The following is a 25,343-nucleotide window of genomic DNA, read 5'->3' as shown; positions in this document are numbered from 1 at the left end:
ATCAACGACCTTCCCTGTTCATGTCATTCATCAATTGTTCCACGACCCGTTCCATTCTCATGAAACGCGAACCTTTTACCAATATGGCCATATCCGGTTTAACCAACGCTTTCAAAACGCCGTTCATTTCTTCGAGATCCATAAAGTGCCGTGCCTCTTTTCCATAAGCTTCTGAAGCAAAACGCGCCATTTCACCAAAAGTGAAAAAGTGGTTTATCCGGCGTTCTCTTGCATACGCGCCAACTTCTGCATGAAAACGTTCTCCTTCTTCCCCCACTTCTCCCATATCCCCCAGCACAAAAATTCCATCGGACGGCATATCGGCCAGCACATCAATTGCCGCCCGCACCGAATCCGGATTGGCATTGTAGGTATCGTCAATCAGAAGGGCGCCATTAAAAGCTGTTTTCCTTTCCAGCCGCCCGCGAACCGGCACAAATTTTTCCAGGCCTTCGGCAATCTCCAGCTTGCCGATTCCTGCGGCAAGACAACAAGCAGCGGCCGCCATGGCATTTCTGACGTTGTGCCGTCCACTCGTCGATAAAGACATTTCAACCTGTTCTCCGGCAAGAGACATGACAAGCCTGGTTTTTCCTTTTTCAATCCGGTAAGCCGCTGACACATCGGCATCCTTTGAAAAACCGAAAGTCATGGTCTGCCGGCCACCCGCATAACCGGCCCACAAGGAAGAATAGGCATCGTCTGCCGGAAAAACGGCGATTCCATTTTCCGGCAACATGCGGATAACCGTCCCGTTCTCTCGCGCGACAGCTTCAACACTCTGCATGAATTCCTGATGTTCACGCTGCGCATTATTGACCAGTCCGACAGTCGGCTGTGCGATAGAGGCCAGATAAGCCATTTCTCCGATGTGGTTCATCCCCAGTTCGATGACGGCAGCCCTATGCATTTCGTTCAGCCGGAAAACCGTAAGAGGTACCCCAACGTCGTTATTGAAATTGCCCGAAGTCGCCAGACAATTTTCCCCCCAAGCCGTTCTGAAAATGGATGCGATCATTTCCTTTACAGTGGTCTTGCCGTTACTTCCGGTCACCCCGACAACCGGTATGCCGAATCTGCTCCGCCAGTTTTGCGCAATTTGTCCCATCGCCAGACGGGTATCAGGAACGATCACTGCCGGCAGCGGATAATTTTCGGGCACACGTTCGACAAGAACGGCCGCGACCTTTTTATCAGCCAGTTCCGCCAGGAACTGATGCGCATCGAAATTTTCGCCCTTTAATGCAATAAACAAATTGCCGGGCTGTACATGTCGGCTATCAGTCGATATTCCCTCAAAAAGGGTATCGGCAGTTATTCTGCTCCCCCGTACCCATTGCCTGATCTGTGAAAGCGTCGTTTTCATACAGCCACCTTCTTGTTCGTGACTCGCGACGCCAAAGCCAGCGCGACGTGATCGGCGTCGGCAAACGGAAGCTTCACCCCTTTTATTTCCTGATAGGTTTCATGTCCCTTGCCCGCCAGAAAAATCACATCGTTTTGCGAAGCCTGCCGCACAGCCTGCAAAATGGCCATCGCCCTGTCCTCGTATACCTGCGGTTCTTTTTCCATTCCCGAAATGATCTGTTTCATGATTTCTTTCGGGTCTTCACTACGGGGATTGTCGCTGGTAACGATAACAAAATCCGCTGTTTCGGATACCGATCCCATTTGAGGCCGTTTGCCTTGATCCCGGTCTCCTCCACAACCGAAGACACACCACAACTTGCCATTTCTTTCATTGGCGACATGCCTTAATGTCGCCAGCCCTTTTTCCATGGCATCGGGTGTATGCGCGAAATCGATCACCACAAGCGGCGCATTTTTGCCGCCCATCTGCTGCATCCGTCCCGCAGGTGGTAACAGATCGCCCAAAGTCCGGACAGCGTCGTCCCAGTGAATGCCGGCAGCCAGCAAAACGCCCAGCACACCCAGAACATTACTGGCATTGAAACGGCCGATCAGCCGGGTTCTGATGCGGGCCGATCCCGAAAAAGAGTCGATACTGAACTCGATACCGCTTGTCCGATGACGGATATCGCAGGCTTTCAGAACAGGAATAGCGGTATCTGCGTTTTCCAGTGTATAGCCGGTCAACGATATCCTGGTCTTCAGAGCAGTTGCCAATTCCCTGCCCATCGGGTCGTCGAGATTAAGCACAGCGTGTTTCAATCCCGGCCAATCGAACAGTTTGCGCTTGGCCGCTTTATACGAAGCCATATCATGGTGATAATCGAGATGATCGCGGGTAAAATTCGTAAACAGGCCCACATCGATCGGAATACCGTTAAGCCGCCCCTGATCGATCCCTATGGATGAGGCTTCCATTGCAACGCACTGGACGCTTTCTTTGCGCAATTTGGCCAGAATGCGTTGTAACTGAACCTGATCGGGAGTGGTATACCCCGTCTCTTCAGGAACGCCGCCTTGGCCATTAACGAAAACCGTCACTCCCAGCGTACCGATTACGGCCGTCTTTTTCCCCAGTGCCGACAATGACTGGCCAAGCCACTGTGTACACGACGTTTTGCCATTGGTTCCGGTTACGGCGATGACAAACATGGCTTGTGCCGGATAATCGTAATACGCAGCGGCAACAGACGCGGCGCATGCTTTTAACCCCATCACACCCAAATGAGGAACATTCCACTCCGGATTCCAGTCAAACCCTTCTTTTTCGAAAACAACCGCCTTTGCACCGTTCCCGATGGCTTTGGAAATGTAATCGCGGCCATCGGCAGAATCGCCTTCATAAGCGAAGAAAACAGCATTTCCATCCGCCCCGATTTCACGCGAATCCGAGAAAAGCTGCCCGTTCGGGCAGACTGCCCTGAGCCACCTGACAACCGGCAGGAATTCCTGAGACACGCTAGTCATAGGCTCACCTTCGCCATTTTGTCACCAGACAGCAGATCGTCAACCTGCGCATCCGGCGACACATTCATCGCTCTCAAGGTATCGGCCGCTACGGCAGAGAACACGGGAGCGGCAGCAGCCCCCCCATAATGACCAACAGTCGGTTCATCAATCATGACGGCAATAATGACGCGTGGATCGGAAGCAGGAGCAAAACCGACAAACGAACCGACATATTTGCGAACATATCGCCCGTTTTCAATCTTGTAAGCCGTTCCGGTTTTCCCGGCCACCCGATAACCGGCCACCTGCGCCCTGCGCGCTGTCCCTTCGGCGCCGGTCACCATTTCCAGCATCTGCCGCATTTCAAGTGCGGTCTTTTTTGAAATAATCTGACGGCCTTCCGGCAATTCGTCGCGTTTCAAAAAGGACAGCGGGATCATATCGCCGTCACGCGCGAAAATCATGTAGGACTGCGCCATCTGGAAAAGCGACACGGAAATGCCATGTCCATAACTCATCGTCGCCTGCTCGATCGGCCGCCACGATTTGAAAGGGCGTACACGGCCGGCAACAGCGCCGGGAAAACCGAAACGCGGCTGTTGTCCGAAACCGACCGAAGTAAACATTTCCCACATTTCCTGCGGTTTCATTTGCAGGGCGATTTTTGCTGTTCCGATATTCGAGGATTTTTCGATAACCTGAGCGACAGAAATCGTTCCATTCGGATGCGTATCGCCGATGGTTGCCGTGCCGATCGTCATTTTTCCCGTTCCCGTCGGTATCATGGTGCCCGGTTTCACATTTCCTTTTTCCAGCGCCAGCGCCACGGTCAACGGCTTCATGACGGAACCGGGCTCGAAAGTATCCGTCATAACCCGATTCCGGAGCTGCGCTCCGGTCAAACGCCTGCGGTCATTCGGGTTGAAACTGGGCATATTGACCATAGCAAGCACCTCACCGGTACGGGTATCCAGCACAAGAACGCTTCCGGCCTTTGCCTTGTGTTTGGCAATAGCCTCGTTCAGATACTTGTAGGCGATATACTGCAGTTTGCTGTCAATGGACAAGACCAGATCTTTTCCATCCATCGGTTCGCGTATAGCCCGAATGTCTTCCACGATATGTCCCAGACGATCCTTGATAACACGCCGGCTGCCTTTCGTACCGGCCAGAACATCCTGAGAAGCGAGTTCGATGCCTTCCTGTCCCACATCTTCCACATTGGTGAAACCGACTACATGAGCCATGACTTCACCTTCCGGATAAAAGCGCTTGTATTCTTTCCGGGTCTGAATACCGGCAATTCCCAGTTTGACGATTTCATCTGCCACATCGTTATCAACCTGACGCTTCAGATAGACAAAGCTTCTGTCCGAATCGAGCTTGGCATATAGCGCGTTTTGGCTCATGCCCAGCAATGAAGCAAGTTTGCCGATTTTATCCCTGGGCTGTGTCATCACATCCTCCGGAATTGCCCAGATAGCCTTGACCGGCACGCTGGACGCCAGGACGTGACCGTTTCTGTCCAGAATTTTGCCGCGGGTAGCCGGCAATTCCAGTGTTCGCGCATACCTCGATTCGCCTTGTTTTTGCAGGAAATCCGTCGATATGCCCTGCAGCCACAAGGCCCGGGCAATCAAGCCGACAAAAGCCAGAAACAGCATGAACAACACCAGCCGCGAGCGCATGGGCGACAAACTTACCTTGAGCTCTGGAGTAGCGGAAAAAGAAACTCCCTTTGCTGCAGCAACACGCGAATTTTTCAAAAATTTCATATTGCGTATCATGGCGTGCTTATCTTCAAAAACTGGGTGTTGGCCGGAGTAACGCGTGTCATGTTCAATTCGTTTACCGCTTTTTCCTCAATCCGTGCATGTTTGCTCAAGGTCGACTGTTTCAGTTGCAACTGGGCCCATTCAATCTCCAGTTCCCGCGTTTGGGTTTGCGCAAACTCCAGCTCGATAAAAAGTTTTCGCGCACGATACTGGGAGTTGACCAGCAAAAGTGCGGATAATCCCAGTAACACAGCCAGAATGAATGGTAATCTAAGCCGCACTCACGCCTCCTTCCGGCAAGGCAACCCGTGTTGCCACCCGCAAAATAGCCGAGCGTGCCCTGACATTTCTTTTCACTTCAGCAGCAGAAGGTTTTATTTTGCCCAGCAGCTTCATTTCAGGACGAGGCAATTCGCTGGCCCGGATCGGAAGACGCCGGTCAGGCATTTTTACCGTGGCCTTTCCGGCGAAAAATCTTTTGACAATACGATCTTCCAGAGAATGGAAACTGATCACGGACATTCTCCCCTCCAAACCCAGACGTTGCCAGGCTTTTTCCAATCCTATTTCCAGCTCCTCGAGCTCTCGGTTGACGTAAATCCGTATAGCCTGAAATGTGCGGGTGGCCGGATTTTTGCCCTTTTCAAAAGTCTTGACTGCCCTTGCCACGATTTGGGCAAGTTGTTTCGTGCTATCAATGGGCTGGATGGCCCTGCCAGCAACAATCTCCTTTGCAATCTGAAAAGCAAACCGTTCTTCCCCATACTGATAAATAACCTCCGCAATTTTTTTCTCGGTCTCAACAGCCAGCCATTCTCTTGCCGACATTCCTCTCGTAGAATCCATGCGCATGTCCAGCGGGCCGTCCAATCGGAAACTGAACCCCCGTTTTGCATCTTCCACCTGAGGAGAAGAAACCCCCAAATCAAGCAATATCCCGTCAATAGCCTTTATTTTTCTTTCTTCAAGCACCTCTTCAAGAGCGGCAAAAGTGCCATGCACTATCTCGAAACGGGGATCGCCGATCTCTTTTGCCACCCTGACGGCTTCAGGATCCTTGTCGAACGCGACAAGACGGCCTTTTTCACCAAGCCGCTCCAGAATCAGGCGACTATGTCCTCCACGGCCGAATGTCCCGTCCAGATAAACACCATCAGCACGCTTCCCGCTGATATCCAGCGCATCGACAGCTTCATTCAGCAATACCGAATCATGAACAAATCCCGGCACTTCCATTTACCCCGGCATTTTCAAAAGGAGAAATCCTGCAAAGCTTCCGGCATACCCGATGCAATCGCCTGCGCCTCGTTTTCTGCCAGTTTTGCGGCATCCCATATTTCGAAATGACTGCCCATTCCCAACAACATGACGTCTCTGGACAATTCCGCCGCTTTTCGGAGTTCCGGCGGAATCAGTATCCTTCCGGCAGAATCCATTTCCACATCTGAGGCACTCCCCAGAAAAATACGCTGCCATGCCCGCGCCGACATGGGCCATGAAGCGATCTTTTCCCGGTGAGTTTCCCATACCGGTCTCGGGAAAAACAAAAGACAACCGTGAGGATGGCGAGTCAGGGTAATTCGCCCCTCGCACTGAAGGGACAGGGCGTCGCGATGCCGGGATGGAATGACCATCCTTCCTTTTGCATCGAGACTGATTGACGAGGCTCCCTGAAACACGTGAGTATCCTTTTAACAATTGTGTCCTAACAGCAGGCTTTTAGAAATTTACCCCACAAATAACCACAATTTCACACTTTTACCCACTTTATTAGATGCTCTATACCGGGTCAAGATATTTTTTTCTTCCAAATCCAAAAATTCCCAATGAACTCAAAGACTTAGAAGCACTTCCCCGCAAAAGCGGAAATATAATTCACCAAATAAATGAACCACTTAGAACGCATAGTGAAAGCACAACCTTACACAAACACATGTATATGGCCATCCGATACCCTGCATTCAGTTGCAGGAAGACGCCGAAGCTGAACCTTGCTGTGTTGGAAAACTGATACGGAAAAGAGGAGAAAAAAGGAAGAAAAACAAACGCATAGTCCAGGTGGAAAAAAGCAAGCCGATAGGCCGGATTCTGTTACGGTACCTTAGTACTATGACAGCCATTCATCTAGGCGCCGGATTGCTCCGGCGCTCGAGCTTCCTACCCGCACGCTCCGCGGACCGCATCATAGCGTGCCTATTTGGAATTGCACCGGGTGGAGGTTGCCGCGTTTCACCGTAACTTAATACGCTCGTCTCTGTGGCCCTGTTCCTCGTCTTATGCCTCTCGGTTTTCGACGGACGGCCGTTAACCGTCACCCTGTCCTGTGGTGTCCGGACCTTCCTCCCGTTTCCGGAAAAGACCGGAAACCGGCGGCTGCCTGGCTTGCTTCGTGGCGTATTTTACAGGGAACAAACAAAATGAGATAGTTATCCCAACAATTCAGTTATAGTCTCCCCATGTGATGGTTCTCATCACGACGCGGTAAATCATAAAAGCCGTGCCATACCATAACCGTTTATACCATGGGCGATTCATGAAACTGCTCTGAAAAACCGGTTCTGCATCAGAGATAGCGGCTTCAATACGCTTTTTCAGATCCTGCGCAAAATAGGCATCCCGTATGACAACGTTGGCTTCGTGATTCAGAAAAAGACTCAATCCATCACAATTGCTCGATCCAACGGTCGCCCAACTGTCATCAATAACCGCCACCTTTCCATGTAATTGCGTCTTGCGATATTCATACACTTTAATGCCATCCTTGAGCAACTTGGGATAAAAAGACTGCGCCACCGAATCCTGAACCCAGAATTCTCCGCACCCGATCAGTAAAATGACTTCCACCCCTCGGGAAGCCGCGGAAGCCAACGCATTTCTGAACCGTTTTCCGGGGGCAAAATAGGGAGTCGACAGTATGATCCGCCTACGCGCCATTCCCATCGCTTTCAGATAGGCTCTTTGAATGGTACGTCTGTTTCTGAAATTGTCGCGTACGATAAAACCGGCCAGTGCCGTTTTGGCGTTCTTTATTCTGTCCTTCAAATAAAGGGAACGATAACGGCTAAACCGTTCCCAGAGGGAAAGCTTGCCTGTCTGCTCCCACAGGCGGATCGCTTCCTGGTAAATCATCATCGCCAATGCACCTTCTATTTTCACGGCGAAATCCTGTCTGGGCGAAGCCAGCATCTGCTTTCTGTTATAGTCGTACCTCAGGTCATTCAAGATATTGATACCACCCACGAAAGCGATCCGGTGATCGACGACACAGATCTTCCGGTGCAGTCGAACGAATCCTCTTTTGAACCAGCTGTTGAAAATATGGTACTGGATACCCGACTGGCTGAATTCCCTTGATAGCAAACCACATAATTTCGGACCCGTTCCGAGCCAGTCGATAATGACGTGAACATCAACGCCACGCAGGACGGCTCGTTTTAAGGCATCAATGATTCGCCGTCCCACTTCATCAGGGAAAAAAATGTAGGTTTCGAGATAAATCTCGGAAACGGAATGATCGACTGCCGCAATCAATGCAGGGAAAAAATCGTCGCCATTCTGCAATAACTTCAAATGATTGTCGGACGTATAGCGGACGATGCTCATGCCCTTTACTCTGTTCGAAGCGAGGCGACGAGCGGGGCATGATCCGACAGCGCCGTCCAGGGAGAACCCTGCATGACACAGGCGGAATCGACCTGGAAACCCCGGACATAAATCCTGTCAAGCCTGAAAAAAGGGAACAAGGCAGGAAATGTCCTTGCCGGCAGGGGTTTCGGGACTTTTCCGGTCAACCTGGGGAAAAAAGATTTTTTTCTTTCCTCACGTTCAGCCATTTCATCAAACACTTCCTTGACCCGAAGCGTTTTTCGCAACAGATCCGAAAGATTGTTATTCCAGTCGTTGAAGTCGCCGGCAATAATAACGGGCGCATCGTTCGGTGCCGAGCGCTGAACAGTGTCGATCAGGGCATGAGTCTGTCTTACCCGGCTTCCGTTAAAAAGCCCAAGGTGAATGACGTAACAATACACTTTCGTTTCCGGAGTCTGCAAAACGCAATGCAAAATTCCCCTTGACTCCAGCGCATGGTCTGAAACATCGGTGTTGTATTGTGAAACGATGGGATAAGCGCTCAAAAGCGCATTGCCGTGATGGCCATAATCGTAAACAGCATTTTTTCCATAAGCACAATAAAGCGAACTGCCCGCAAGATAAGCATGTTGCCCCTGATCCTGCCACAACAGGGCATGCCGGTTAGCCATCAGATCGTGACGTCCCTGGACTTCCTGCAGAAAAATCACATCGGCGCTCAAAGACCGGATAGATCTTTTCAGCTCCTGTATAACGGGTCGATGATCGATCGACGCGCCTTTGTGAATATTGTAAGTTGCAATACGAAGTTCCATAGCGACCTTATAAATTGCACCTCAATCTGGACCGGTCCGGGTCGATTCCGTCATCGTGAGGATATCCATATCGGCCGTCTCCGTTTCAGGTCAAATGCAAAACCGAATACTATTGAACCACCAAAAACAATATCCATATTGTACTTTGTAAAAAATATTCAAGTGCAAGGCTTTAAATTTCTCCCGGTTTGACTCTTTAGCAATAACATACGTCCTTCAATTTCAAGGATAATACTGCCAGTCAAAAATACGAGATGATTTCATGCGACTTTTGTATTCCATAATATGGTGGCTTATCCTCCCTGTGGCGCTTTTCAGGCTTTACTGGCGCGGTCGAAAGGAACCGGGTTATCGCCGTCATATTCCTGAACGTCTCGGTTTTTTTCCGGATACCGTGCCAGCAAAACAGCGTATCTGGATCCATGCCGTTTCCGTTGGCGAAACCCGCGCCTCCGAACCCCTTATCCGCGCCTTGTTGTCCCGGTTTCCCGAATGCCAGATCCTGCTGACCCATATGACTCCCGCAGGACGCGTAACAGGCCACGACCTTTTCGAAACCGAAAAACGGTTTAACAGGCTAATCCAGGTTTACTTGCCCTATGATACAAACACGATGATGCGCCGGTTCATCCGGCATTACGGGCCCTGCGCCTGCATTCTGCTTGAAACCGAAATCTGGCCGAATCTGATCAGACAATGCGTCAAAAATCAGGTGCCTCTCGCCCTTGTCAACGCCCGCCTGTCTGAACGTTCCCTGAAAAAAGGGCAGAAAATCCGGTCTATCATGAATGAAGCAGCCCGCGGCTTCTCTCTTGTTGCCGCCCAGACGCAAACGGACGCGCAGAGGCTGAAGCAGTTCGGCAGCGAAAATATCGTCGTGACAGGCAGCGTCAAATTCGATATCGATCCACCTGCCTCCGCTTTGGCCAAGGGGGAGAAACTGCGCAAACTTATCGGCAATCGGCCTGTCCTGATGTGCGCCAGCACACGCGACGGTGAAGAAGTACAGATTCTCGACGCTCTGGAAAAACTGGACACTCAGGCATTGATGCTTCTTGTACCGAGACATCCACAACGTTTTGAGGAAGTGGCACAGCTGATTGAAACACGCCGAATTCCCATGATCAGGCGTTCCGTTCTGAATGATTTTTCCGGAAAGCCCATTTCACCGGACACGCGAATCCTGCTCGGCGATTCGATGGGAGAGATGTTCATGTATTATGCCGCCTGCGATATCGCCTTTATAGGAGGCAGTCTCGAAAAACTGGGAGGGCAGAATCTGATCGAGGCCTGCGCTGTCGGCAAGCCTGTTCTGATCGGCCCGCATACCTTCAATTTCGAGGCAATAACCGTTGACGCCATCAGAGAAAAAGCGGCCATCCGTATCACTACCGCAACCGAACTGATGCAACAGGCAAACGACCTGCTCACTGATAAAACCCGTTGTCGCGAAATGGGACACAACGCACAACAGTTCGCAAAAAAACAGCATGGCGCGACAGAACGTACCCTCGCGTTACTGGCCCCGCTTATCGAATCCACCGCATCCTGATAACGTTGCGAAATCTCCAGAAATCAGCTGTTTGCCGGAATGGTGAAAATCAGTGTTGTTCCCGTATCGCCTGTGGCGATTTTAAATTCTCCGTTCAGCATTCCGATACGTTCGCGAATTCCAGCCAATCCGTATGACTTGATTTTCCGGTTTCGTACTTTCGGCATGCCTACCCCATTATCCGACACCTGCAAAACCAGATTTCCGCCGTCGCGTTTCAAGCGGATGTCCACCCTGTCCGCCCTCGCATGCTTGACGATATTGGTCAATGCTTCCTGAAGAACACGAAACAGTACCGTTGCCGGTTTATCATCCAATTCGATAGCCGCGTCATTGGTATGGAAAACACACTCGATCCCGTTTGCACGCGTAAAATCCCTGGCTTGCCACTCCAGTGACGCCACCAGTCCCAGATCGAGAACGGCCGGTCTCAAATTATTGATCAACGTCCTGACACTCTTGACCGTCGTATCGACATGTTCAAGAATTTCGTCAATCCGCTCGGAACGTTTATCGTATGAGTCGAAAATTTCCTGTTTCAAAAGAGACACTTCAATGCGGAACGCCAGCAAATGCTGGCCCAGTTCGTCATGAATTTCACGTGCGATACGCTTTCGTTCGTCTTCGCGGATTTTTTCCTGATGATCAATCAGTTCCCGCAATTCCTCTTCTTTGACTTCCTTGCCCATCTGTTTCCCCAAACGAACGATTCATTAAAATGACTCAGAGTCTGATGAAATGTTCACGGTAATATCGCAATTCCTCAATGGACTCCATAATGTCAGCCAAAGCGGTATGTTTCTGCAACTTTTTGAATCCTTCCATCAGTCCCGGCTTCCAGCGACGGCTCAGTTCCTTCAACGTCGAAACGTCCAGATTGCGGTAATGGAAATAGGCTTCCAGTTTCGGCATCGTCTTAGCCATGAAACGGCGATCCTGGCAAATCGTATTGCCACACATCGGCGATTTCCCTTTGGGCACATACGCTTCAAGAAATTCGATTAACGCATCCTCCGCCATCGCTTCGGTCACGTTGGACGCCTTTACGCGCTCGATCAAACCCGATCTGCCATGCGTTCCCTTGTTCCAGGCATCCATTGCATTCAATATTTCATCCGGCTGATGAATGGCGTAAACCGGACCTTCTGCAAGGATATTCAGATCCGGATCCGTCACGACCAAAGCAACCTCGATAATCCGGTCGGTCTCCGGATCGAGCCCCGTCATTTCGAGATCGACCCAGATCAGATTCAGTTCGTTGGGCCGTTTTTTCATGCTGTTATTTTGAGATGGTTCCGGTTGCGTTTCCTGCGCTTGTGACATAATTCTTTCCTTATTGACATAATCGACCATTTTCTCACAAGGATAAAATGTCAGCATTCGCGTTTACGCAATTATTCGTTTTTTTTCTGCTTTTGACTTTTATTGTCCGTTTCTGGTTGGCTTTCAGACAATGGCACACTATCCGGAACCATTGCGATCATGTCCCTGAACAGTTCGCTCAAAATATCAGCCTTTCCGCACATCGGAAAGCGGCTGCCTATACTATGGCGAAAACCCGTTTCAGTCTGGTCTCGCTGACTGTCGATACCATTGTCTTGCTCGGTTTTACCCTCTTTGGCGGTTTGCAATACCTTGCCGAATTCATTCTTGCTCATACCGGCAACAACATAATTTACGAAATAGCATTGATTGCTGTGGTCAGCATCATTACCGGACTGATTGATTTGCCATTGGATTATTATCGCCAGTTCGTCATCGAAGAAAAGTTCGGGTTCAACAAAATGACTCTCTCGCTTTTTGTGGGAGATATCGCGCGAAACACCGCGATAGGAGTCATTATCGGTCTTCCTGTCCTCTGGATTTTGCTGGCCGTTATGGAAAAAGCCGGAACCTTGTGGTGGCTGTATGCCTGGTTCCTCTGGTGCGCTTTCCAGTTTTTAATGCTTTTCCTCTACCCTTCGTTCATTGCCCCGCTTTTTAACCAATTCTCGCCCCTGGCCGATGAGAATTTGCGGCAACGTATTGAACAGCTTTTACAACGCGTCGGATTTCAGGCAAAAGGTCTTTTTATCATGGACGGTTCAAAAAGGAGTTCCCATGGAAATGCCTATTTCACTGGCTTCGGGGCAGCCAAACGGGTTGTTTTTTTCGATACCCTTGTCGAGCGCCTCACGCCGGAAGAAATCGAAGCGGTACTGGCTCATGAACTGGGTCATTTTCGGCTGAAACATGTCACCAAACGGATAATCTTTACCAGTCTGGCTTCGCTGGCATTTCTGGCATTGCTGGGATATCTGAAAAACGAAAGCTGGTTCTATGCCGGACTGGGCATTAATCCGGATCTGGCATCGAATGCCATCGCCCTTATCCTTTTTGTACTGACGCTTCCGGTTTTTACTTTTTTCCTGTCTCCGCTCATGGCAATGAATTCCCGAAAACATGAATTCGAGGCGGATGCCTTTTCGGCAAAATATACCGATGCACGCGATCTGGCCAGCGCTCTGGTCAAAATGTATCAGGACAACGCCTCGACACTGACCCCGGATCCGCTCCATTCCGCTTTTTATGACTCTCATCCGCCGGCCAGCCTCCGTATCAACCGTCTGCTGGAGCATTCATGACAAAAGAACTGTTGACAGCACAAATTATCGCCGCACACGGACGGCATTATCTGGCCACTAGCGAAGGGAAAATGCTTCATTGCGTCACGCGAGGCAAAAAAAGCGATGTCGCCGTGGGCGATACTGTCCATGTCTTGCCAACCGCAAAGGGACAGGCTGTTATCGAATCCATCAATGAACGCCACTCGCTCCTGTATCGTTCCGATCAATACAAATCGAAACTTCTGGCCGCCAATATCGACCAGTTGTTTATTGTCGTCGCGACTGAACCTTCCTTTTCAGACGATCTCGTATCCCGTGCCCTTGTAGCAGCGGAAGCGGCGAAAATTGAAGCGCATCTTGTCCTGAACAAAACCGACGTTACCGGTCAGCTTGAAAAGGCCCGCTTGCGCACCGCCTTTTATGCATCTCTTGGATATCCGGTTCATCAGGTTTCCGCAACCGCCAAACCCGATGAAACGTTTTCCCTCTTAATGCCGCTCGTCAAAAACCGGACTTCCATTCTGATCGGCCAGTCCGGCATGGGCAAATCATCGCTGATCAACCTGCTGGTCCCCGGCGCCGATATTGCGACCCGGGAAATATCGACCGTTCTGAATTCCGGAAAACACACCACCACATTTACCCGGCTATACCGTATCGACGAAAACACGGCTGTCATCGATTCACCGGGTTTTCAGGAATTCGGCCTGTACCATCTGACAGAAGGGATGCTGGAACGTGCCTTTCGCGAATTCCGTCCCTACCTGGGACATTGCCGATTTTACAATTGCCGCCACTTGACCGAACCCGGCTGCGCCATTCTGGAAGCGGTAAAAACGGGACATATTTCCGGAACGCGTCACCAGTTATACCGGCAACTGGTTCATGAATCGGAACAAAAAATTTACTGAAAGTCACTTACCGAAAAAACCCCTGAAACATAACGAAGGGAAGCGTTTTTTTAAAATTCGCGAAAATCCACTATAATCATGCATTAACCTGTTTCAGCGGCGTGTTTCATCCGCCCCAGTCATCTATGACAATCAAACATTATCTTCAATTTTCCGACTTTTCTCTTTCCGAGTACGAATACCTGATCGAGCGTGCTCGCATCATCAAACAGAAATTCAAAAACTACGAGCCATACCATCCATTGCAGGACCGGACACTCGTCATGGTTTTTGAAAAAAGTTCCACCCGAACCCGCCTTTCTTTTGAAGCCGGCATGCACCAGCTCGGCGGAACCGCCATTTATCTCAATACACGCGACAGCCAGCTGGGCCGCGGTGAACCGATTGAAGACGCGGCACAGGTCATGTCGCGTATGTCCGATATCATCATGGTCCGTACCTTCGGACACGACATTATCGAACGGTTTGCTGCCTGTTCACGCGTTCCGGTCATTAACGGCCTGACCAACGAGCACCATCCCTGCCAGGTGTTTGCCGATGTGTTCACCTTTATTGAACACCGCGGTTCCATCCAGGGCAAAACCGTTACCTGGATCGGTGATGCCAACAATATGCTGTATTCCTGGCTACAGGCTGCCGAAGTATTCGATTTCCATGTCAACGTATCGACTCCGAAGGGTTACGACATCGACTTCAAACTGGTATCGCCCGATCACAGCCACTTCACCCGTTTCGACAATCCGGCCGACGCCTGCGAAGGCGCTCACCTTGTCACAACCGATGTATGGACAAGTATGGGATTCGAAGAAGAAAACGCTGCCCGCAAGAAGGCGTTCGCAAACTGGAACGTGGATTCCGACAAGATGCGCCGCGCAGCATCCGATGCGCTTTTCATGCATTGCCTGCCTGCCCACCGGGGTGAAGAAGTCACTGCCGAAGTGATCGACGGTCCGCAATCCGTCGTCTGGGACGAAGCTGAAAACCGGCTGCATGTCCAGAAAGCCCTGCTTGAATACCTTGTCAAGGGAACCGTCTGAAACTGAACCGTCACTTCCCTGCTATACCGGTATAGCAGGGAACGATCGGCTCCTTAATCTATTGCCGACCGGTTTCCGTTTCGCGGGAAACGGCATAAAATGGTTCTGTTGAAAATCCGGACGTCCAATAATACGTTCCATTCCTTCATCCTTTCCAACTGAAACATACGAAAGACACCTTATGAGCGACGTAAAAAAAGTTGTTCTCGCCTATTCAGGCGGCCTGGACACATCGGTCATTCTGAAATGGCTGCAAGATACCTATCAATGTGAAGTAGTCACCTTTACTGCCGATCTCGGCCAGGGCGAAGAACTGGAGCCTGCCCGCCAGAAAGCGCTGAAATTCGGCATCAAGCCGGAAAACATTTTCATTGACGACCTGCGTGAAGAATTCGTCCGCGATTTTGTATTTCCCATGTTTCGCGCCAACACCATTTATGAAGGTGAATATTTGCTCGGTACCAGTATCGCCCGTCCGCTGATCGCGAAACGGCTGATTGAAATCGCCCGCCAGACTGGCGCCGACGCCATCGCTCACGGCGCAACCGGCAAGGGGAACGATCAGGTCCGTTTCGAACTGGGCGCTTACGCCCTGATGCCGAACATCAAGATCATCGCTCCCTGGCGTGAATGGGACCTGCTTTCCCGTGAAAAACTGCTCAAATATGCGGAAGACGCCGGAATCGAAATCGAAATGAAACACAAACAGGGCGGCGCGCCTTATTCGATGGATGCCAACCTGCTGCATATCAGTTATGAAGGCAGACACCTTGAAGACCCCAACGCTGAACCGGAAGCATCCATGTGGCGCTGGACAGTCAGCCCCGAAGACGCACCCGATCAGGCTGAATATCTGGATATCGAGTTCGAAAAAGGCGACATCGTTGCATTGAACGGCAAACGCATGACCCCGGCTGCCGTGCTGGCCGAATTGAACCGTCTGGGCAGCAAACACGGTATCGGACGTCTGGATCTGGTCGAAAACCGGTATGTCGGCATGAAATCCCGCGGCTGTTATGAAACTCCGGGTGGAACGATCATGCTGAAGGCCCACCGTGCCATCGAATCCCTCACACTGGACCGTGAAGTCGCTCATCTGAAAGACGACCTGATGCCACGTTACGCATCAATGATTTATAACGGTTACTGGTGGGCTCCGGAACGCGTCGCGCTCCAGCAATTGATCGATCACACACAGGAACACGTCAACGGTACTGTCCGTCTGAAGCTGTACAAGGGCAACGTCATCGTGGTTGGCCGCGATTCGAAAACAGATTCGTTGTTTGACAACACTATCGCGACTTTTGAAGATGACGCGGGCGCTTACGATCAAAAAGACGCCGGCGGTTTCATCAAGCTGAACGCGCTTCGCCTCCGCATCGCCGCCAACGCCCGTCAGAAAAAATAAAAATAACGGTTGTATTTATCTGCGGTTTTGCCGAAAAAAATGGCAAAACCGCTTTTTTTTCCGGCAAGAAGAAACCGTTTCCTTTTTCTGTCGTCCAGACAGTTGCATAATCGTTTCTGCCATTCAATAATGTCAGCTGGATTTCAATAAACTGGGACAGGCATGATCGGCATTATCGGCGGAAGCGGTATTTATGATATCGAGGGACTGACTGACATAAAGTGGAAAGCGATTTCCTCACCTTTCGGGACGCCATCAGATGCGCTTCTTTACGGCAAACTTAACGGGCAACAGCTGGTATTTCTTCCCCGTCACGGTCGTGGTCACAAATTATCGCCGGGGGAAATCAATTACCGCGCCAACATCGATGCGCTTAAAAGAGCAGGCGTCACCGATATCCTGTCCGTCAGTGCCGTCGGATCCCTGAAGGAAAGTCTGAAACCGGGCACTTTTGTCATTGTCGACCAATACATCGACCGTACTGTTCAGCGCGAGCGATCTTTTTTCGGAAAAGGTTGCGTCGCCCACGTTTCAATGGCTTACCCAACCTGCCGCCGCCTGTCGCATCTCATCCATGAGGTTTCAAGGCAAGCCGGTATTGAAACCGTACCCGGCGGAACGTATCTGGCAATGGAAGGACCGCAATTCTCGACGCATGCCGAATCCGAAATGTACCGCAGCTGGAACTGCGATGTTATCGGCATGACCAACATTCCGGAAGCGAAACTGGCCCGTGAAGCGGAAATGTGTTACGCCAGCATTGCCATGGTAACGGATTACGACTGCTGGCATCCTGAACACGATCAGGTTACTGTACAGCAAATTATCCGGATTCTGACAGAAAACGCTTCCAAAGCTCAAAAACTGGTAAAAGAAGTCGTCCTGCCTGTTGACAGCGATTCATCGGCTTCTTCGTGCAGTTGCCGGTTTGCGCTTGAAAACGCCATCATTACTTCGCCTGAAAATCGCGATCCCGACAAAATCCGCCAGCTTGACGCTGTTGCCGGACGTGTCCTCAAAAAGGGATGAGCCATGTTCCACACGGAAATGTCTCCCGCGTTACCTAAAAACGTTGAACTGGCAAACCGGATTGTCGAAGCCAGCAGACAGCTTGTTTCAAATGGCATGAACCGCGGTTCATGCGGAAACATCAGCGTCCGATGTGAAACGGAAACCGGCGCCGGAAATGGATTTCTTATTACTCCCAGCGGGATTGATCCGGCAAAAATGATCGCCGCCTCCATTTGTCTGATGAATATGAGTGGAGAAAACACCGGCAATGAAAGACCCAGCAGTGAATGGCGCATGCATCGGGACATTTATGCAGCGCGGCCGGATGTGCACGCTGTCGTTCATACACATTCAACATTCGCCACGACACTGGCATGCCTGCAACTGGAAGTCCCTCCTTTTCATTACATGATTGCCGTTACCGGCGGCAACACGATACCATGCGCGCCATATGCGCTTTTCGGAAGTCAGGAATTATCAGACGTTGCGCTTGATGCGCTGGATAGCCGTTATGCCTGTCTGCTGGCCCATCACGGTATGCTTGCGCTCGGTTACAACCTCGACCATGCCATGTCGGTCGCTGTTGAGGTCGAATCGCTTTGCGAACAGTACTGGAGGATCCTGCAAGCAGGTCATCCCAACGTATTGACAGAAGAACAAATGAAAGACGTACACGAAAAATTCAGGGATTACTTCAAAAAATAACTCAACTTCCATCGGAATCCGCTTATGTCACTTACTTCCTATATTCGCACCATTCCCGATTATCCCCAAAAAGGCGTCCAGTTCCGGGATATCACGACCCTGCTTCACCATCCGGCCGGACTCAAATCCGCGATAGATCAACTGGTCGAACATTACCGGGATAAAAAAATCGACCGGATTGCCGTTATCGAATCCCGCGGTTTTCTGCTGGGCGCACCGCTCGCCTATCTCATGGGTACCGGTTTAGTGCTCATCCGCAAAAAAGGGAAACTTCCGGCAGCGACAATCGGAGAAGACTACGACATGGAATATGGAACAAGCACGATCGAAGTCCACACGGACGCCATTTCACCCGGCGATCAGATCCTCTTGATCGACGATCTGATCGCTACGGGAGGAACCGCGGAAGCGGCCATCAAACTGATCCGCAAATGCGGCGGCGAAGTCGTCGAATGCGCCTTTCTGGTTGATCTCCCCGAACTGGGCGGCAACGAGCGCCTGCAAAAGATCGGATGTCCGGCTTTTGCGCTTTGCGCTTTCGAAGGAGAGTAACGGTTGTGAAAAGGGTTATGGAACGGGTTCAGACCCTGCGCTGGAATGGCAAACAGATTGAACTGATCGATCAAAGGCTGTTGCCTTTCCGAACTGAATATGTTGCGTGCGATTCGGCAAAAAGCGTTGCCGGCGCCATCCGCGATATGGTCGTCAGGGGTGCGCCCGCTATCGGCGTTGCGGCAGCATATGGTATCGCCCTCGAAGCCCGTCGCCTTGCGGGAACAATGCCATCGGTATTTGCGGAACGGCTCAATGAAGGCTTCAACATTCTGGCCGCCAGCAGACCGACCGCCGTCAACCTGTTCTGGGCACTCGACAGGATGAGAAAGCTCTGGTTATCGCATCCGGACAAGTCATTGAAGGAGCTGTCCGGTATCCTGCTTCAGGAAGCCCATGCCATACTGGACGAAGATATCGGCATCAATCGAAAAATGGGTCAATATGGCGCAACCCTTTTACCGGATGGTGCAAAAGTCCTGACCCACTGCAACGCTGGTGCCTTGGCAACTGCCGGACATGGTACCGCTTTGGGCGTTTTCCGCTCGGCAATCGAAGCGGGAAAACGCCTTTCTGTTTTTGCCGATGAAACCCGGCCGTTCCTGCAAGGCGCACGTCTGACGGCGTGGGAACTGCTACAGGAAAACATACCCGTCACTCTGATAACGGACAATATGTCAGGTTATCTGATGAGCCGGGGAGAAATCGACGCCGTTGTGGTCGGAACAGACCGGGTCGCCGCCAACGGGGACGTCGCCAACAAAATCGGGACATATATGGTTGCCGTACTGGCAAAACGCCACAACATCCCTTTTTACGTTGCCTGCCCGCTCTCGACCATCGATCTGTCGCTTGCAACGGGTAGCGACATTCCAATTGAGGAACGCCCTGCCAATGAAGTGAAAGGCTTTCGCGATTGCCACTGGGCCCCCGAAGGCGTTGCCATTCGCAATCCGGCATTCGATGTTACGCCGGCCGAACTGGTTACCGCTCTGGTAACAGAAAAGGGCATTGTCACCAATGACACCTTGATGAAAGGCGGGTTATCCGGTTTCGTCAAGAACGGCCGGCAATAAACACCGGTCAGACAAACACCGGTTCCGGTTCCAGCCGGATGGCAAAACGGTCGAAAACCTCTTTTTCAATAGCTTTCGCCAGAGTGGCGATGTCCGCTCCACTGGCACGGCCATGATTGACCAGTACCAGCGCCTGTGTTTCGCAAACGCCGGCATTTCCCATTCGTCGTCCCTTCCAGCCACACTGGTCAATCAGCCAGCCGGCCGCGATACGATAACGGCCATCCGTTTGTATATAAGCGGGCATTCCGGGATAATTTATCTTCAACTCGGATAATCTTTCCGCTGTTATTGCCGGATTTTTGAAAAAGCTCCCTGCATTCCCCAAAACAGCCGGATCGGGAAGTTTGCGTTGCCGGATTTCCACGATGATTTCACTGATCTCTTCAGGCGTGGGTCCCGTGATTCCGCGCCTTTTCACTTCTCTTTCAACCTCTGCATAAGTTATATTGGGTTTCCAGCTTTTCGGTAATGCAAACGTCACCTCTACAATAGCTACCCTGTTTCTCAGCGCATTCTTGAAAACACTGCTCCGGTAAGCGAACCGGCAATCGGCCTTACCCAATTCGATAAGGATTCCCTTCTCGAAATCGAATGCCTTAAGCGAAAAAAAACAGTCTTTCAACTCAGCACCATAAGCGCCGATATTCTGGACAGGCGCGGCACCTACTGTTCCTGGAATCCATGAAAGGTTCTCAAGCCCCCCCAAACCGCTTTTCAATGTCCATGAAACCAGATCGTGCCATTTTTCTCCTGCGGCCGCACTTACATAAACATACTCTTTATCTTCTCTTTCAATGTGCATGCCTTTCATCGCCATCCGGAGCGCTAATCCATCAAAGTGGCCGGTTAACAGAAGATTGCTGCCCCCTCCAACGATAAGCCGGGGTACTTTCATAAGCGAGGCATGGCGGTAAATCTGCATCAAATCGTCAACGGTTTTCACTTCCATGTAAAGCGATGCGGTTTCATCAATTCCGAAAGTATTGAATGACCGCAAGGAAAAATCACGTTTGATGAAATCGGGAAAATTCATGACCGGGATAAAAGAGTATTGATGCCAGGTGGCATACAGGAATTTTGTTCGCTACAATTCAGACTGCAATCTTAATGACAATTGACAGCCTCTGTCGAGGATTTTAAAGGAAAGGTTACCCATGCCATCTTTTGACGTAGTATCTGAAGCCGATATGGTCGAAGTCCGCAATGCGGTCGATCAGACGAACAAAGAGATCGGCACCCGTTTCGACTTCCGTGGCAGTGACGCCCGCGTCGAACAGAAAGAACACGAACTGACCGTTTTTGCCGATTCCGAATTCCAGCTGGGTCAGGTCAAGGATGTCCTGACCGGGAAAATGGCCAAACGAAAAGTCGATGTCCGTTTTCTGGACGAAGGCAAAATCGAGAAAATCGGTGGCGACAGGGTCAAACAAATCGTGACCGTCAAAAACGGTATCCAGACGGATAGCGCCAAAAAAATCGTCAAACTGGTCAAGGACAACAAACTCAAGGTACAGGCCAGCATTCAGGGCGACGCCGTCCGGGTAACTGGCGCAAAAAAAGACGATTTGCAGGCAACCATGGCCATGCTTCGCAAGGAAGTCCCGGATATCCCGCTCGAATTCAACAACTTCCGGAACTGAAAAAAGCCGCCTTTACAAAAGGCGGCTTTTCTTTTTCATTTCTTTAACGCATCCCGGCGCTGTTTTACGGAATCAGCCAGATTCCGGAGAAGTTTGCTGCTTTCGTCCCAGCCGATGCAGGCATCCGTTACGGACTGCCCATAGACGAGCGGTTTTCCGGGAACGTGATCCTGGCGTCCACCGACCAGATTCGATTCGATCATGACACCGATAATCCTGTCATTCCCGCCTGCGATATTATTACCGACTTCTGCACACACCGGCATCTGATTTTCCGCTTTCTTGGAACTGTTCCCGTGGGAAGCGTCAATCATGATTTTAGGCGCAAGACCTGCCGCTTCGACCGCCTTGCAGGCCGCATCGACGCTGGCTGCATCATAATTGGGCTTGTATCCTCCACGTAAAATGATATGGCAATCGTGATTTCCCTGCGTTTCGAAAATAGCTGTATGCCCTCCTTTCGTGACCGACAGGAAGTGATGCGGATGCGAAGCCGCCTTGATTGCATCAATGGCGATCTTGATATTGCCGTCGGTACCATTCTTGAAACCGACCGGGCACGACAGGCCAGACGACAACTCCCGATGAACCTGGGATTCCGTCGTCCTCGCCCCGATCGCGCCCCAGCTGATCATGTCAGCGACATATTGAGGGCTGATCATGTCGAGATATTCGGTCGCAGCGGGCAAACCCAGATCGTTGACGTCCCTTAAAAGTTCGCGTGCAATATGCAGACCTTCGTTGATACGATAACTGTGATCCATGAAAGGATCGTTGATCAGGCCCTTCCAGCCAATCGTGGTACGCGGCTTTTCGAAATAGACGCGCATGACGACAATCAGATCCTCCGTATAACGCTGCTGTTCCTCCGCAAGCCGATGGGCATATTCCATCGCCGCTTTCGGATCGTGAATGGAGCAGGGTCCGATAATGACGACCAGCCGGTCATCCTGATCGTGCAATACACGATGAATCGACTCTCTGCAGGTTGAAACCGTTTCGGCTGCCTTTTCCAGGCAGGGAAACTCGCGTATTAAATGAGATGGGGGTGTCAGTTCTTTCATCGCGAGAATTCTTAAATCATCGGTGGGTTTCATTTTTTTTCCAGTATTGATAAACGAAAAAACCGCCAAATCTGGCGGTTTTCAGGAATTTCGGTTTGTTCTCTTTACTCGAGCGCTTGCCGCTTCTCCACCGCCAACGGGCTGGAATAGCCAAAGTAAAAAAAATAAAAATAAGCGAAATTCAGCATTTTTACAAAACAAGCACTTAAGTCAAAACGTTTGATTATTGTAAACCAGTTTTTTCAGTCTGACAAAACATTCTTTTTTCCCGTCATGCCGTTCCGCCAACGGTAACATCTTCGATACGAAGTGTCGGCTGTCCAACCCCGACTGGCACGCTCTGGCCTTCCTTTCCGCAAACGCCGACTCCGGAATCGAGCTGCATGTCGTTCCCGATCATGGACACACGCTTTAAAATATCAGGGCCATTACCGATCAATGTGGCGCCTTTTACCGGGTAAGCGAGCTTCCCGTTTTCAATGACGTAAGCTTCACTGGCCGAGAATACGAATTTACCGTTGGTAATGTCTACTTGCCCGCCACCGAAATTCGCGGCATACAATCCCTTTTTGACTGAAGCGATGATTTCCTGCGGATCCTTGTTTCCGGCGAGCATAAAGGTATTGGTCATGCGTGGCATCGGCAAATGGGCGAAAGACTCCCGGCGGGCATTTCCGGTGACTGGCATATTCATCAGACGCGCATTCAAGGTATCCTGCAAATAAGCTTTTAAAACACCATTTTCGATCAATACCGTACGTTGTGTCGGATTGCCCTCGTCATCCATGTTCAGCGAACCCCTTCGGTTGGCAATCGATCCGTCATCGACGACCGTAATGCCACCGGCCGCCACTTTCTCTCCAAGCCGCCCTGAAAAAGCACTAGACCCCTTCCGGTTGAAATCGCCTTCCAGCCCGTGCCCGATCGCCTCATGCAGCAGCACACCAGGCCATCCCGCTCCAAGGACAACTGTCATCGGACCCGCCGGCGCCGGTCTCGCCTCGAGATTGACCAATGCCGAACGCGTCGCTTCGTGAACGTATTTCCGGACGACTTCGTCCGTAAAATAAGCATAACCGTAACGACCGCCGCCTCCACTGGTTCCCATTTCACGACGTCCGTTCTCTTCCGCGATAACCGTAACAGACAAACGGATCAATGGCCTGACGTCAGCAGCAAGCTTTCCATCGCTCCGGACGACCAGAACGACGTCGAATTCGCCAGCCAGCCCGGCCATAACCTGAACGATACGCGGATCGGTCGCCTTGGCCAGTTTTTCCACTCTTTCCAGTAACGCCACCTTTTCAGCCGCGCTGATTGTCTGGAGGGGATCGTCAGGAACGTACAGGAAGTGATTATTGACGGGCACAATGGAAGAGGCCAGTTTGACTTTACCCTCTCCCCGTGCGCCGATCGTCCGGGTCGTTCTGGCGGCGTCCTCCAGAGAAACCGGGGAGATATCCTCCGAATAGGAAAAAGCCGTTTTTTCCCCGGCCACGGCCCGAACGCCAACGCCCTTGTCAATCGAAAAGCTTCCCGTTTTGACAATTCCTTCTTCAAGACTCCAGCTTTCATTTTTCGTAAACTGGAAATACAGATCGGCATAATCGACCTGATGAGTGAAAATCACGCTCATCGCCTTGATCAGAGCGCGCTCGTCCAGACCAAACGGTTCTAAAAGAAGAGATTTTGCCAAATCGAGATTGGCGTTTGCCACATTATTCGAAGACATCGATAAAAATCCTATGAATTCAATTCAGGTTGCGATTGTAGAGCATTGTCCGGGAAGCTGCAGCCGTTGCATTGTTTGAGCAAACAGCCAAACGGTGTTACACAATAATAAACGCAATCCGGCATTCCGGATTGCGTCAGGCCAATATTATTCCTATCGGCAAACAAACACAGGTTCAACAGAAAAAATCAAAGTTTGCGATGTTTCAAGGCGGGCAGTTTTTCCCGGATTAAAGCAAGCCAGTCGAAATCCAGTTCCCCTGTCACGACGCCTTCGCCTTCGGGCAAAACGGCTTTCACTTCCCCCCAGGGATCGATCAGTATTGTGTGTCCCCATGTCCGGCGTCCTGTCACATGTCTTCCCCCCTGAGCGGCCGCCAGCACATAGGCCTGATTTTCAATGGCACGAGCCCGAAGCAGTATTTCCCAATGGACTTTTCCGGTGGTATAGGTAAAAGCCGCTGGCACGACAATCAAGGCACATTCCCCAAAAGCACGGTACAACTCGGGAAATCTCAGGTCATAACAGACCGACAGGCCGACTTTTCCGAAAGGCGCGTCAAAAGTAACGACTTCATCCCCGCCGCTAATGGCAAGCGACTCGTCATACGACTCCCGTTCCGTTGAAAATCCGAACAGGTGAATCTTGTCGTAACGGGCCACATTTTTCCCGTTGGCATCATAAACCAGAGAACTGTTCAACACTTTTTCCGGTTCAGGAGAAACTAGCGAAAGCGTTCCCCCTATCAACCAGATTTTATTCTTTTGTGCGACTTCCGCCATAAAATCCTGAATGAGACCGCTTCCGAAAACCTCGGCATGTTGCAGTCTCTCCGAATCGCTGTGGCCGATACTGGGCCAGTATTCGGGCAAAAGCACCAGATCGGCGCCCTTCCCGGCTGCCTCATCAATCAGCCGCCGCGCAGTCTTTATGTTTTCCTCAATGACGGGTGTAGAAACCATCTGGATGGCAGCAACCTTTGTCATTGTCATTTCTCCCCATAAACAGT

Annotated in this window: 24 protein-coding genes and 1 other RNA gene; 10 read left to right on the top strand and 15 right to left on the bottom strand. The window is 50.9% G+C overall.

Features of this window, described 5'->3' with window-relative positions; all coding sequences use genetic code 11:
* Position 1: 1 nt before the first annotated feature.
* From OFAG_RS01110 to OFAG_RS01075, 9 genes are all read right to left on the bottom strand, one after another.
* The gene (locus tag OFAG_RS01110) at positions 2 to 1,366 is read right to left on the bottom strand and encodes a UDP-N-acetylmuramoyl-tripeptide--D-alanyl-D-alanine ligase (RefSeq protein WP_005878192.1); all 1,365 of its coding nucleotides are present in this window, start codon (positions 1,364 to 1,366) and stop codon (positions 2 to 4) included.
* Positions 1,363 to 2,877 (bottom strand): UDP-N-acetylmuramoyl-L-alanyl-D-glutamate--2,6-diaminopimelate ligase, encoded by a 1,515-nt coding sequence (locus tag OFAG_RS01105; RefSeq protein ID WP_005878193.1) that lies wholly within the window; start codon positions 2,875 to 2,877, stop codon positions 1,363 to 1,365. The genes OFAG_RS01110 and OFAG_RS01105 overlap by 4 nt, the downstream gene beginning before the upstream one ends.
* A complete protein-coding gene (locus OFAG_RS01100; RefSeq protein ID WP_005878194.1) occupies positions 2,874 to 4,646 on the bottom strand; it encodes a peptidoglycan D,D-transpeptidase FtsI family protein in 1,773 nt (590 codons plus the stop codon). The genes OFAG_RS01105 and OFAG_RS01100 overlap by 4 nt, the downstream gene beginning before the upstream one ends.
* The gene (ftsL, locus tag OFAG_RS01095) at positions 4,643 to 4,915 is read right to left on the bottom strand and encodes a cell division protein FtsL (protein ID WP_005878195.1); all 273 of its coding nucleotides are present in this window, start codon (positions 4,913 to 4,915) and stop codon (positions 4,643 to 4,645) included. Before ftsL ends, OFAG_RS01100 begins: the two co-directional genes overlap by 4 nt.
* Positions 4,905 to 5,870 carry a 16S rRNA (cytosine(1402)-N(4))-methyltransferase RsmH gene (rsmH, locus tag OFAG_RS01090; RefSeq protein ID WP_005878196.1) on the bottom strand — a complete coding sequence of 322 codons (966 nt, stop codon included), beginning with the start codon at positions 5,868 to 5,870 and terminating at the stop codon, positions 4,905 to 4,907. The genes ftsL and rsmH overlap by 11 nt, the downstream gene beginning before the upstream one ends.
* A gap of 14 nt (positions 5,871 to 5,884) precedes the next feature.
* Positions 5,885 to 6,313, bottom strand: coding sequence for a division/cell wall cluster transcriptional repressor MraZ (gene mraZ, locus OFAG_RS01085; RefSeq protein ID WP_020994706.1), 429 nt, complete (start codon positions 6,311 to 6,313; stop codon positions 5,885 to 5,887).
* 382 nt (positions 6,314 to 6,695) lie between these two features.
* An RNA gene (gene rnpB, locus OFAG_RS12715) (RNase P RNA component class A) lies at positions 6,696 to 7,023 on the bottom strand.
* 50 nt (positions 7,024 to 7,073) lie between these two features.
* Positions 7,074 to 8,237 carry a cardiolipin synthase ClsB gene (gene clsB, locus OFAG_RS01080; protein WP_005878198.1) on the bottom strand — a complete coding sequence of 388 codons (1,164 nt, stop codon included), beginning with the start codon at positions 8,235 to 8,237 and terminating at the stop codon, positions 7,074 to 7,076.
* 5 nt (positions 8,238 to 8,242) lie between these two features.
* Complete coding sequence (locus OFAG_RS01075; protein WP_005878199.1) at positions 8,243 to 9,037, bottom strand: endonuclease/exonuclease/phosphatase family protein; 795 nt, start codon at positions 9,035 to 9,037, stop codon at positions 8,243 to 8,245.
* Between the two features lie 262 nt (positions 9,038 to 9,299).
* Between OFAG_RS01075 and waaA the strand changes: the two genes are divergently transcribed.
* On the top strand, positions 9,300 to 10,589 hold the full coding sequence (gene waaA / locus OFAG_RS01070) for a lipid IV(A) 3-deoxy-D-manno-octulosonic acid transferase (RefSeq protein ID WP_005878200.1): 1,290 nt from the start codon (positions 9,300 to 9,302) through the stop codon (positions 10,587 to 10,589).
* A gap of 23 nt (positions 10,590 to 10,612) precedes the next feature.
* Here waaA and OFAG_RS01065 read toward each other — a convergent pair whose 3' ends face one another.
* Both OFAG_RS01065 and orn read right to left on the bottom strand, forming a co-directional pair.
* A complete protein-coding gene (locus OFAG_RS01065) occupies positions 10,613 to 11,278 on the bottom strand; it encodes a sensor histidine kinase (RefSeq protein WP_005878202.1) in 666 nt (221 codons plus the stop codon).
* Positions 11,279 to 11,312: 34 nt separating this feature from the next.
* A complete protein-coding gene (gene orn, locus OFAG_RS01060; protein WP_020994705.1) occupies positions 11,313 to 11,912 on the bottom strand; it encodes an oligoribonuclease in 600 nt (199 codons plus the stop codon).
* A 47-nt stretch (positions 11,913 to 11,959) separates the two neighbouring features.
* On the opposite strand from orn, the gene OFAG_RS01055 reads away from it, so the two are divergent.
* From OFAG_RS01055 to mtnA, 8 genes are all read left to right on the top strand, one after another.
* Entirely contained in the window at positions 11,960 to 13,213 is a 1,254-nt protein-coding gene (locus OFAG_RS01055) for a M48 family metallopeptidase (protein ID WP_005878203.1), read from the top strand.
* On the top strand, positions 13,210 to 14,106 hold the full coding sequence (rsgA, locus tag OFAG_RS01050; protein WP_005878205.1) for a ribosome small subunit-dependent GTPase A: 897 nt from the start codon (positions 13,210 to 13,212) through the stop codon (positions 14,104 to 14,106). The genes OFAG_RS01055 and rsgA overlap by 4 nt, the downstream gene beginning before the upstream one ends.
* A gap of 125 nt (positions 14,107 to 14,231) precedes the next feature.
* Positions 14,232 to 15,143, top strand: a complete 912-nt coding sequence (gene argF / locus OFAG_RS01045) for an ornithine carbamoyltransferase (RefSeq protein ID WP_005878206.1) — start codon at positions 14,232 to 14,234, stop codon at positions 15,141 to 15,143.
* A gap of 181 nt (positions 15,144 to 15,324) precedes the next feature.
* A complete protein-coding gene (locus OFAG_RS01040; RefSeq protein ID WP_005878207.1) occupies positions 15,325 to 16,551 on the top strand; it encodes an argininosuccinate synthase in 1,227 nt (408 codons plus the stop codon).
* A 162-nt stretch (positions 16,552 to 16,713) separates the two neighbouring features.
* Positions 16,714 to 17,580, top strand: a complete 867-nt coding sequence (locus OFAG_RS01035; RefSeq protein ID WP_005878208.1) for an S-methyl-5'-thioadenosine phosphorylase — start codon at positions 16,714 to 16,716, stop codon at positions 17,578 to 17,580.
* 3 nt (positions 17,581 to 17,583) lie between these two features.
* On the top strand, positions 17,584 to 18,267 hold the full coding sequence (locus OFAG_RS01030; RefSeq protein WP_005878209.1) for a class II aldolase/adducin family protein: 684 nt from the start codon (positions 17,584 to 17,586) through the stop codon (positions 18,265 to 18,267).
* Between the two features lie 24 nt (positions 18,268 to 18,291).
* Entirely contained in the window at positions 18,292 to 18,819 is a 528-nt protein-coding gene (locus OFAG_RS01025) for an adenine phosphoribosyltransferase (protein WP_005878210.1), read from the top strand.
* Positions 18,820 to 18,824: 5 nt separating this feature from the next.
* On the top strand, positions 18,825 to 19,895 hold the full coding sequence (mtnA, locus tag OFAG_RS01020; protein ID WP_020994704.1) for an S-methyl-5-thioribose-1-phosphate isomerase: 1,071 nt from the start codon (positions 18,825 to 18,827) through the stop codon (positions 19,893 to 19,895).
* A gap of 7 nt (positions 19,896 to 19,902) precedes the next feature.
* Here mtnA and murB read toward each other — a convergent pair whose 3' ends face one another.
* A complete protein-coding gene (gene murB / locus OFAG_RS01015; RefSeq protein ID WP_005878213.1) occupies positions 19,903 to 20,931 on the bottom strand; it encodes a UDP-N-acetylmuramate dehydrogenase in 1,029 nt (342 codons plus the stop codon).
* A 121-nt stretch (positions 20,932 to 21,052) separates the two neighbouring features.
* Here murB and OFAG_RS01010 point away from each other — a divergent pair, with 121 nt between their 5' ends.
* Positions 21,053 to 21,538, top strand: a complete 486-nt coding sequence (locus OFAG_RS01010; protein WP_005878214.1) for a YajQ family cyclic di-GMP-binding protein — start codon at positions 21,053 to 21,055, stop codon at positions 21,536 to 21,538.
* Positions 21,539 to 21,573: 35 nt separating this feature from the next.
* On the opposite strand, the gene aroG is transcribed toward OFAG_RS01010, so the two are convergent.
* The 3 genes from aroG to OFAG_RS00995 form a co-directional block, all read right to left on the bottom strand.
* Positions 21,574 to 22,635 (bottom strand): 3-deoxy-7-phosphoheptulonate synthase AroG, encoded by a 1,062-nt coding sequence (gene aroG / locus OFAG_RS01005; RefSeq protein WP_005878215.1) that lies wholly within the window; start codon positions 22,633 to 22,635, stop codon positions 21,574 to 21,576.
* 238 nt (positions 22,636 to 22,873) lie between these two features.
* Complete coding sequence (gene tldD / locus OFAG_RS01000) at positions 22,874 to 24,334, bottom strand: metalloprotease TldD (protein ID WP_005878216.1); 1,461 nt, start codon at positions 24,332 to 24,334, stop codon at positions 22,874 to 22,876.
* Positions 24,335 to 24,522: 188 nt separating this feature from the next.
* The gene (locus OFAG_RS00995; protein ID WP_020994703.1) at positions 24,523 to 25,320 is read right to left on the bottom strand and encodes a carbon-nitrogen hydrolase family protein; all 798 of its coding nucleotides are present in this window, start codon (positions 25,318 to 25,320) and stop codon (positions 24,523 to 24,525) included.
* Positions 25,321 to 25,343 lie beyond the last annotated feature (23 nt).

Origin of the sequence: Oxalobacter paraformigenes, assembly GCF_000158475.2 — a bacterium.
In the GTDB taxonomy this organism is placed as follows: domain Bacteria; phylum Pseudomonadota; class Gammaproteobacteria; order Burkholderiales; family Burkholderiaceae_D; genus Oxalobacter; species Oxalobacter paraformigenes.
Note: the sequence above shows the minus strand (reverse complement) of the source record. Positions and strands in the feature narration are given on the sequence as shown.

Excerpts from the sequence above, each read along its gene's own strand:
- OFAG_RS01065 (WP_005878202.1), bottom strand. The coding sequence starts at position 11,278 with ATGGGCAAGGAAGTCAAAGAAGAGGAATTGCGGGAACTGATTGATCAT.
- murB (WP_005878213.1), bottom strand. The coding sequence starts at position 20,931 with ATGAATTTTCCCGATTTCATCAAACGTGATTTTTCCTTGCGGTCATTC.
- OFAG_RS01055 (WP_005878203.1), top strand. The coding sequence starts at position 11,960 with ATGTCAGCATTCGCGTTTACGCAATTATTCGTTTTTTTTCTGCTTTTG.
- OFAG_RS00995 (WP_020994703.1), bottom strand. The coding sequence starts at position 25,320 with ATGACAAAGGTTGCTGCCATCCAGATGGTTTCTACACCCGTCATTGAG.
- OFAG_RS01025 (WP_005878210.1), top strand. The coding sequence starts at position 18,292 with ATGTCACTTACTTCCTATATTCGCACCATTCCCGATTATCCCCAAAAA.
- OFAG_RS01075 (WP_005878199.1), bottom strand. The coding sequence starts at position 9,037 with ATGGAACTTCGTATTGCAACTTACAATATTCACAAAGGCGCGTCGATC.
- OFAG_RS01030 (WP_005878209.1), top strand. The coding sequence starts at position 17,584 with ATGTTCCACACGGAAATGTCTCCCGCGTTACCTAAAAACGTTGAACTG.
- clsB (WP_005878198.1), bottom strand. The coding sequence starts at position 8,237 with ATGAGCATCGTCCGCTATACGTCCGACAATCATTTGAAGTTATTGCAG.
- OFAG_RS01105 (WP_005878193.1), bottom strand. The coding sequence starts at position 2,877 with ATGACTAGCGTGTCTCAGGAATTCCTGCCGGTTGTCAGGTGGCTCAGG.
- waaA (WP_005878200.1), top strand. The coding sequence starts at position 9,300 with ATGCGACTTTTGTATTCCATAATATGGTGGCTTATCCTCCCTGTGGCG.
- OFAG_RS01110 (WP_005878192.1), bottom strand. The coding sequence starts at position 1,366 with ATGAAAACGACGCTTTCACAGATCAGGCAATGGGTACGGGGGAGCAGA.
- aroG (WP_005878215.1), bottom strand. The coding sequence starts at position 22,635 with ATGAAACCCACCGATGATTTAAGAATTCTCGCGATGAAAGAACTGACA.
- OFAG_RS01035 (WP_005878208.1), top strand. The coding sequence starts at position 16,714 with ATGATCGGCATTATCGGCGGAAGCGGTATTTATGATATCGAGGGACTG.
- OFAG_RS01100 (WP_005878194.1), bottom strand. The coding sequence starts at position 4,646 with ATGATACGCAATATGAAATTTTTGAAAAATTCGCGTGTTGCTGCAGCA.
- OFAG_RS01040 (WP_005878207.1), top strand. The coding sequence starts at position 15,325 with ATGAGCGACGTAAAAAAAGTTGTTCTCGCCTATTCAGGCGGCCTGGAC.
- tldD (WP_005878216.1), bottom strand. The coding sequence starts at position 24,334 with ATGTCTTCGAATAATGTGGCAAACGCCAATCTCGATTTGGCAAAATCT.
- OFAG_RS01010 (WP_005878214.1), top strand. The coding sequence starts at position 21,053 with ATGCCATCTTTTGACGTAGTATCTGAAGCCGATATGGTCGAAGTCCGC.
- rsgA (WP_005878205.1), top strand. The coding sequence starts at position 13,210 with ATGACAAAAGAACTGTTGACAGCACAAATTATCGCCGCACACGGACGG.
- rsmH (WP_005878196.1), bottom strand. The coding sequence starts at position 5,870 with ATGGAAGTGCCGGGATTTGTTCATGATTCGGTATTGCTGAATGAAGCT.
- argF (WP_005878206.1), top strand. The coding sequence starts at position 14,232 with ATGACAATCAAACATTATCTTCAATTTTCCGACTTTTCTCTTTCCGAG.
- orn (WP_020994705.1), bottom strand. The coding sequence starts at position 11,912 with ATGTCACAAGCGCAGGAAACGCAACCGGAACCATCTCAAAATAACAGC.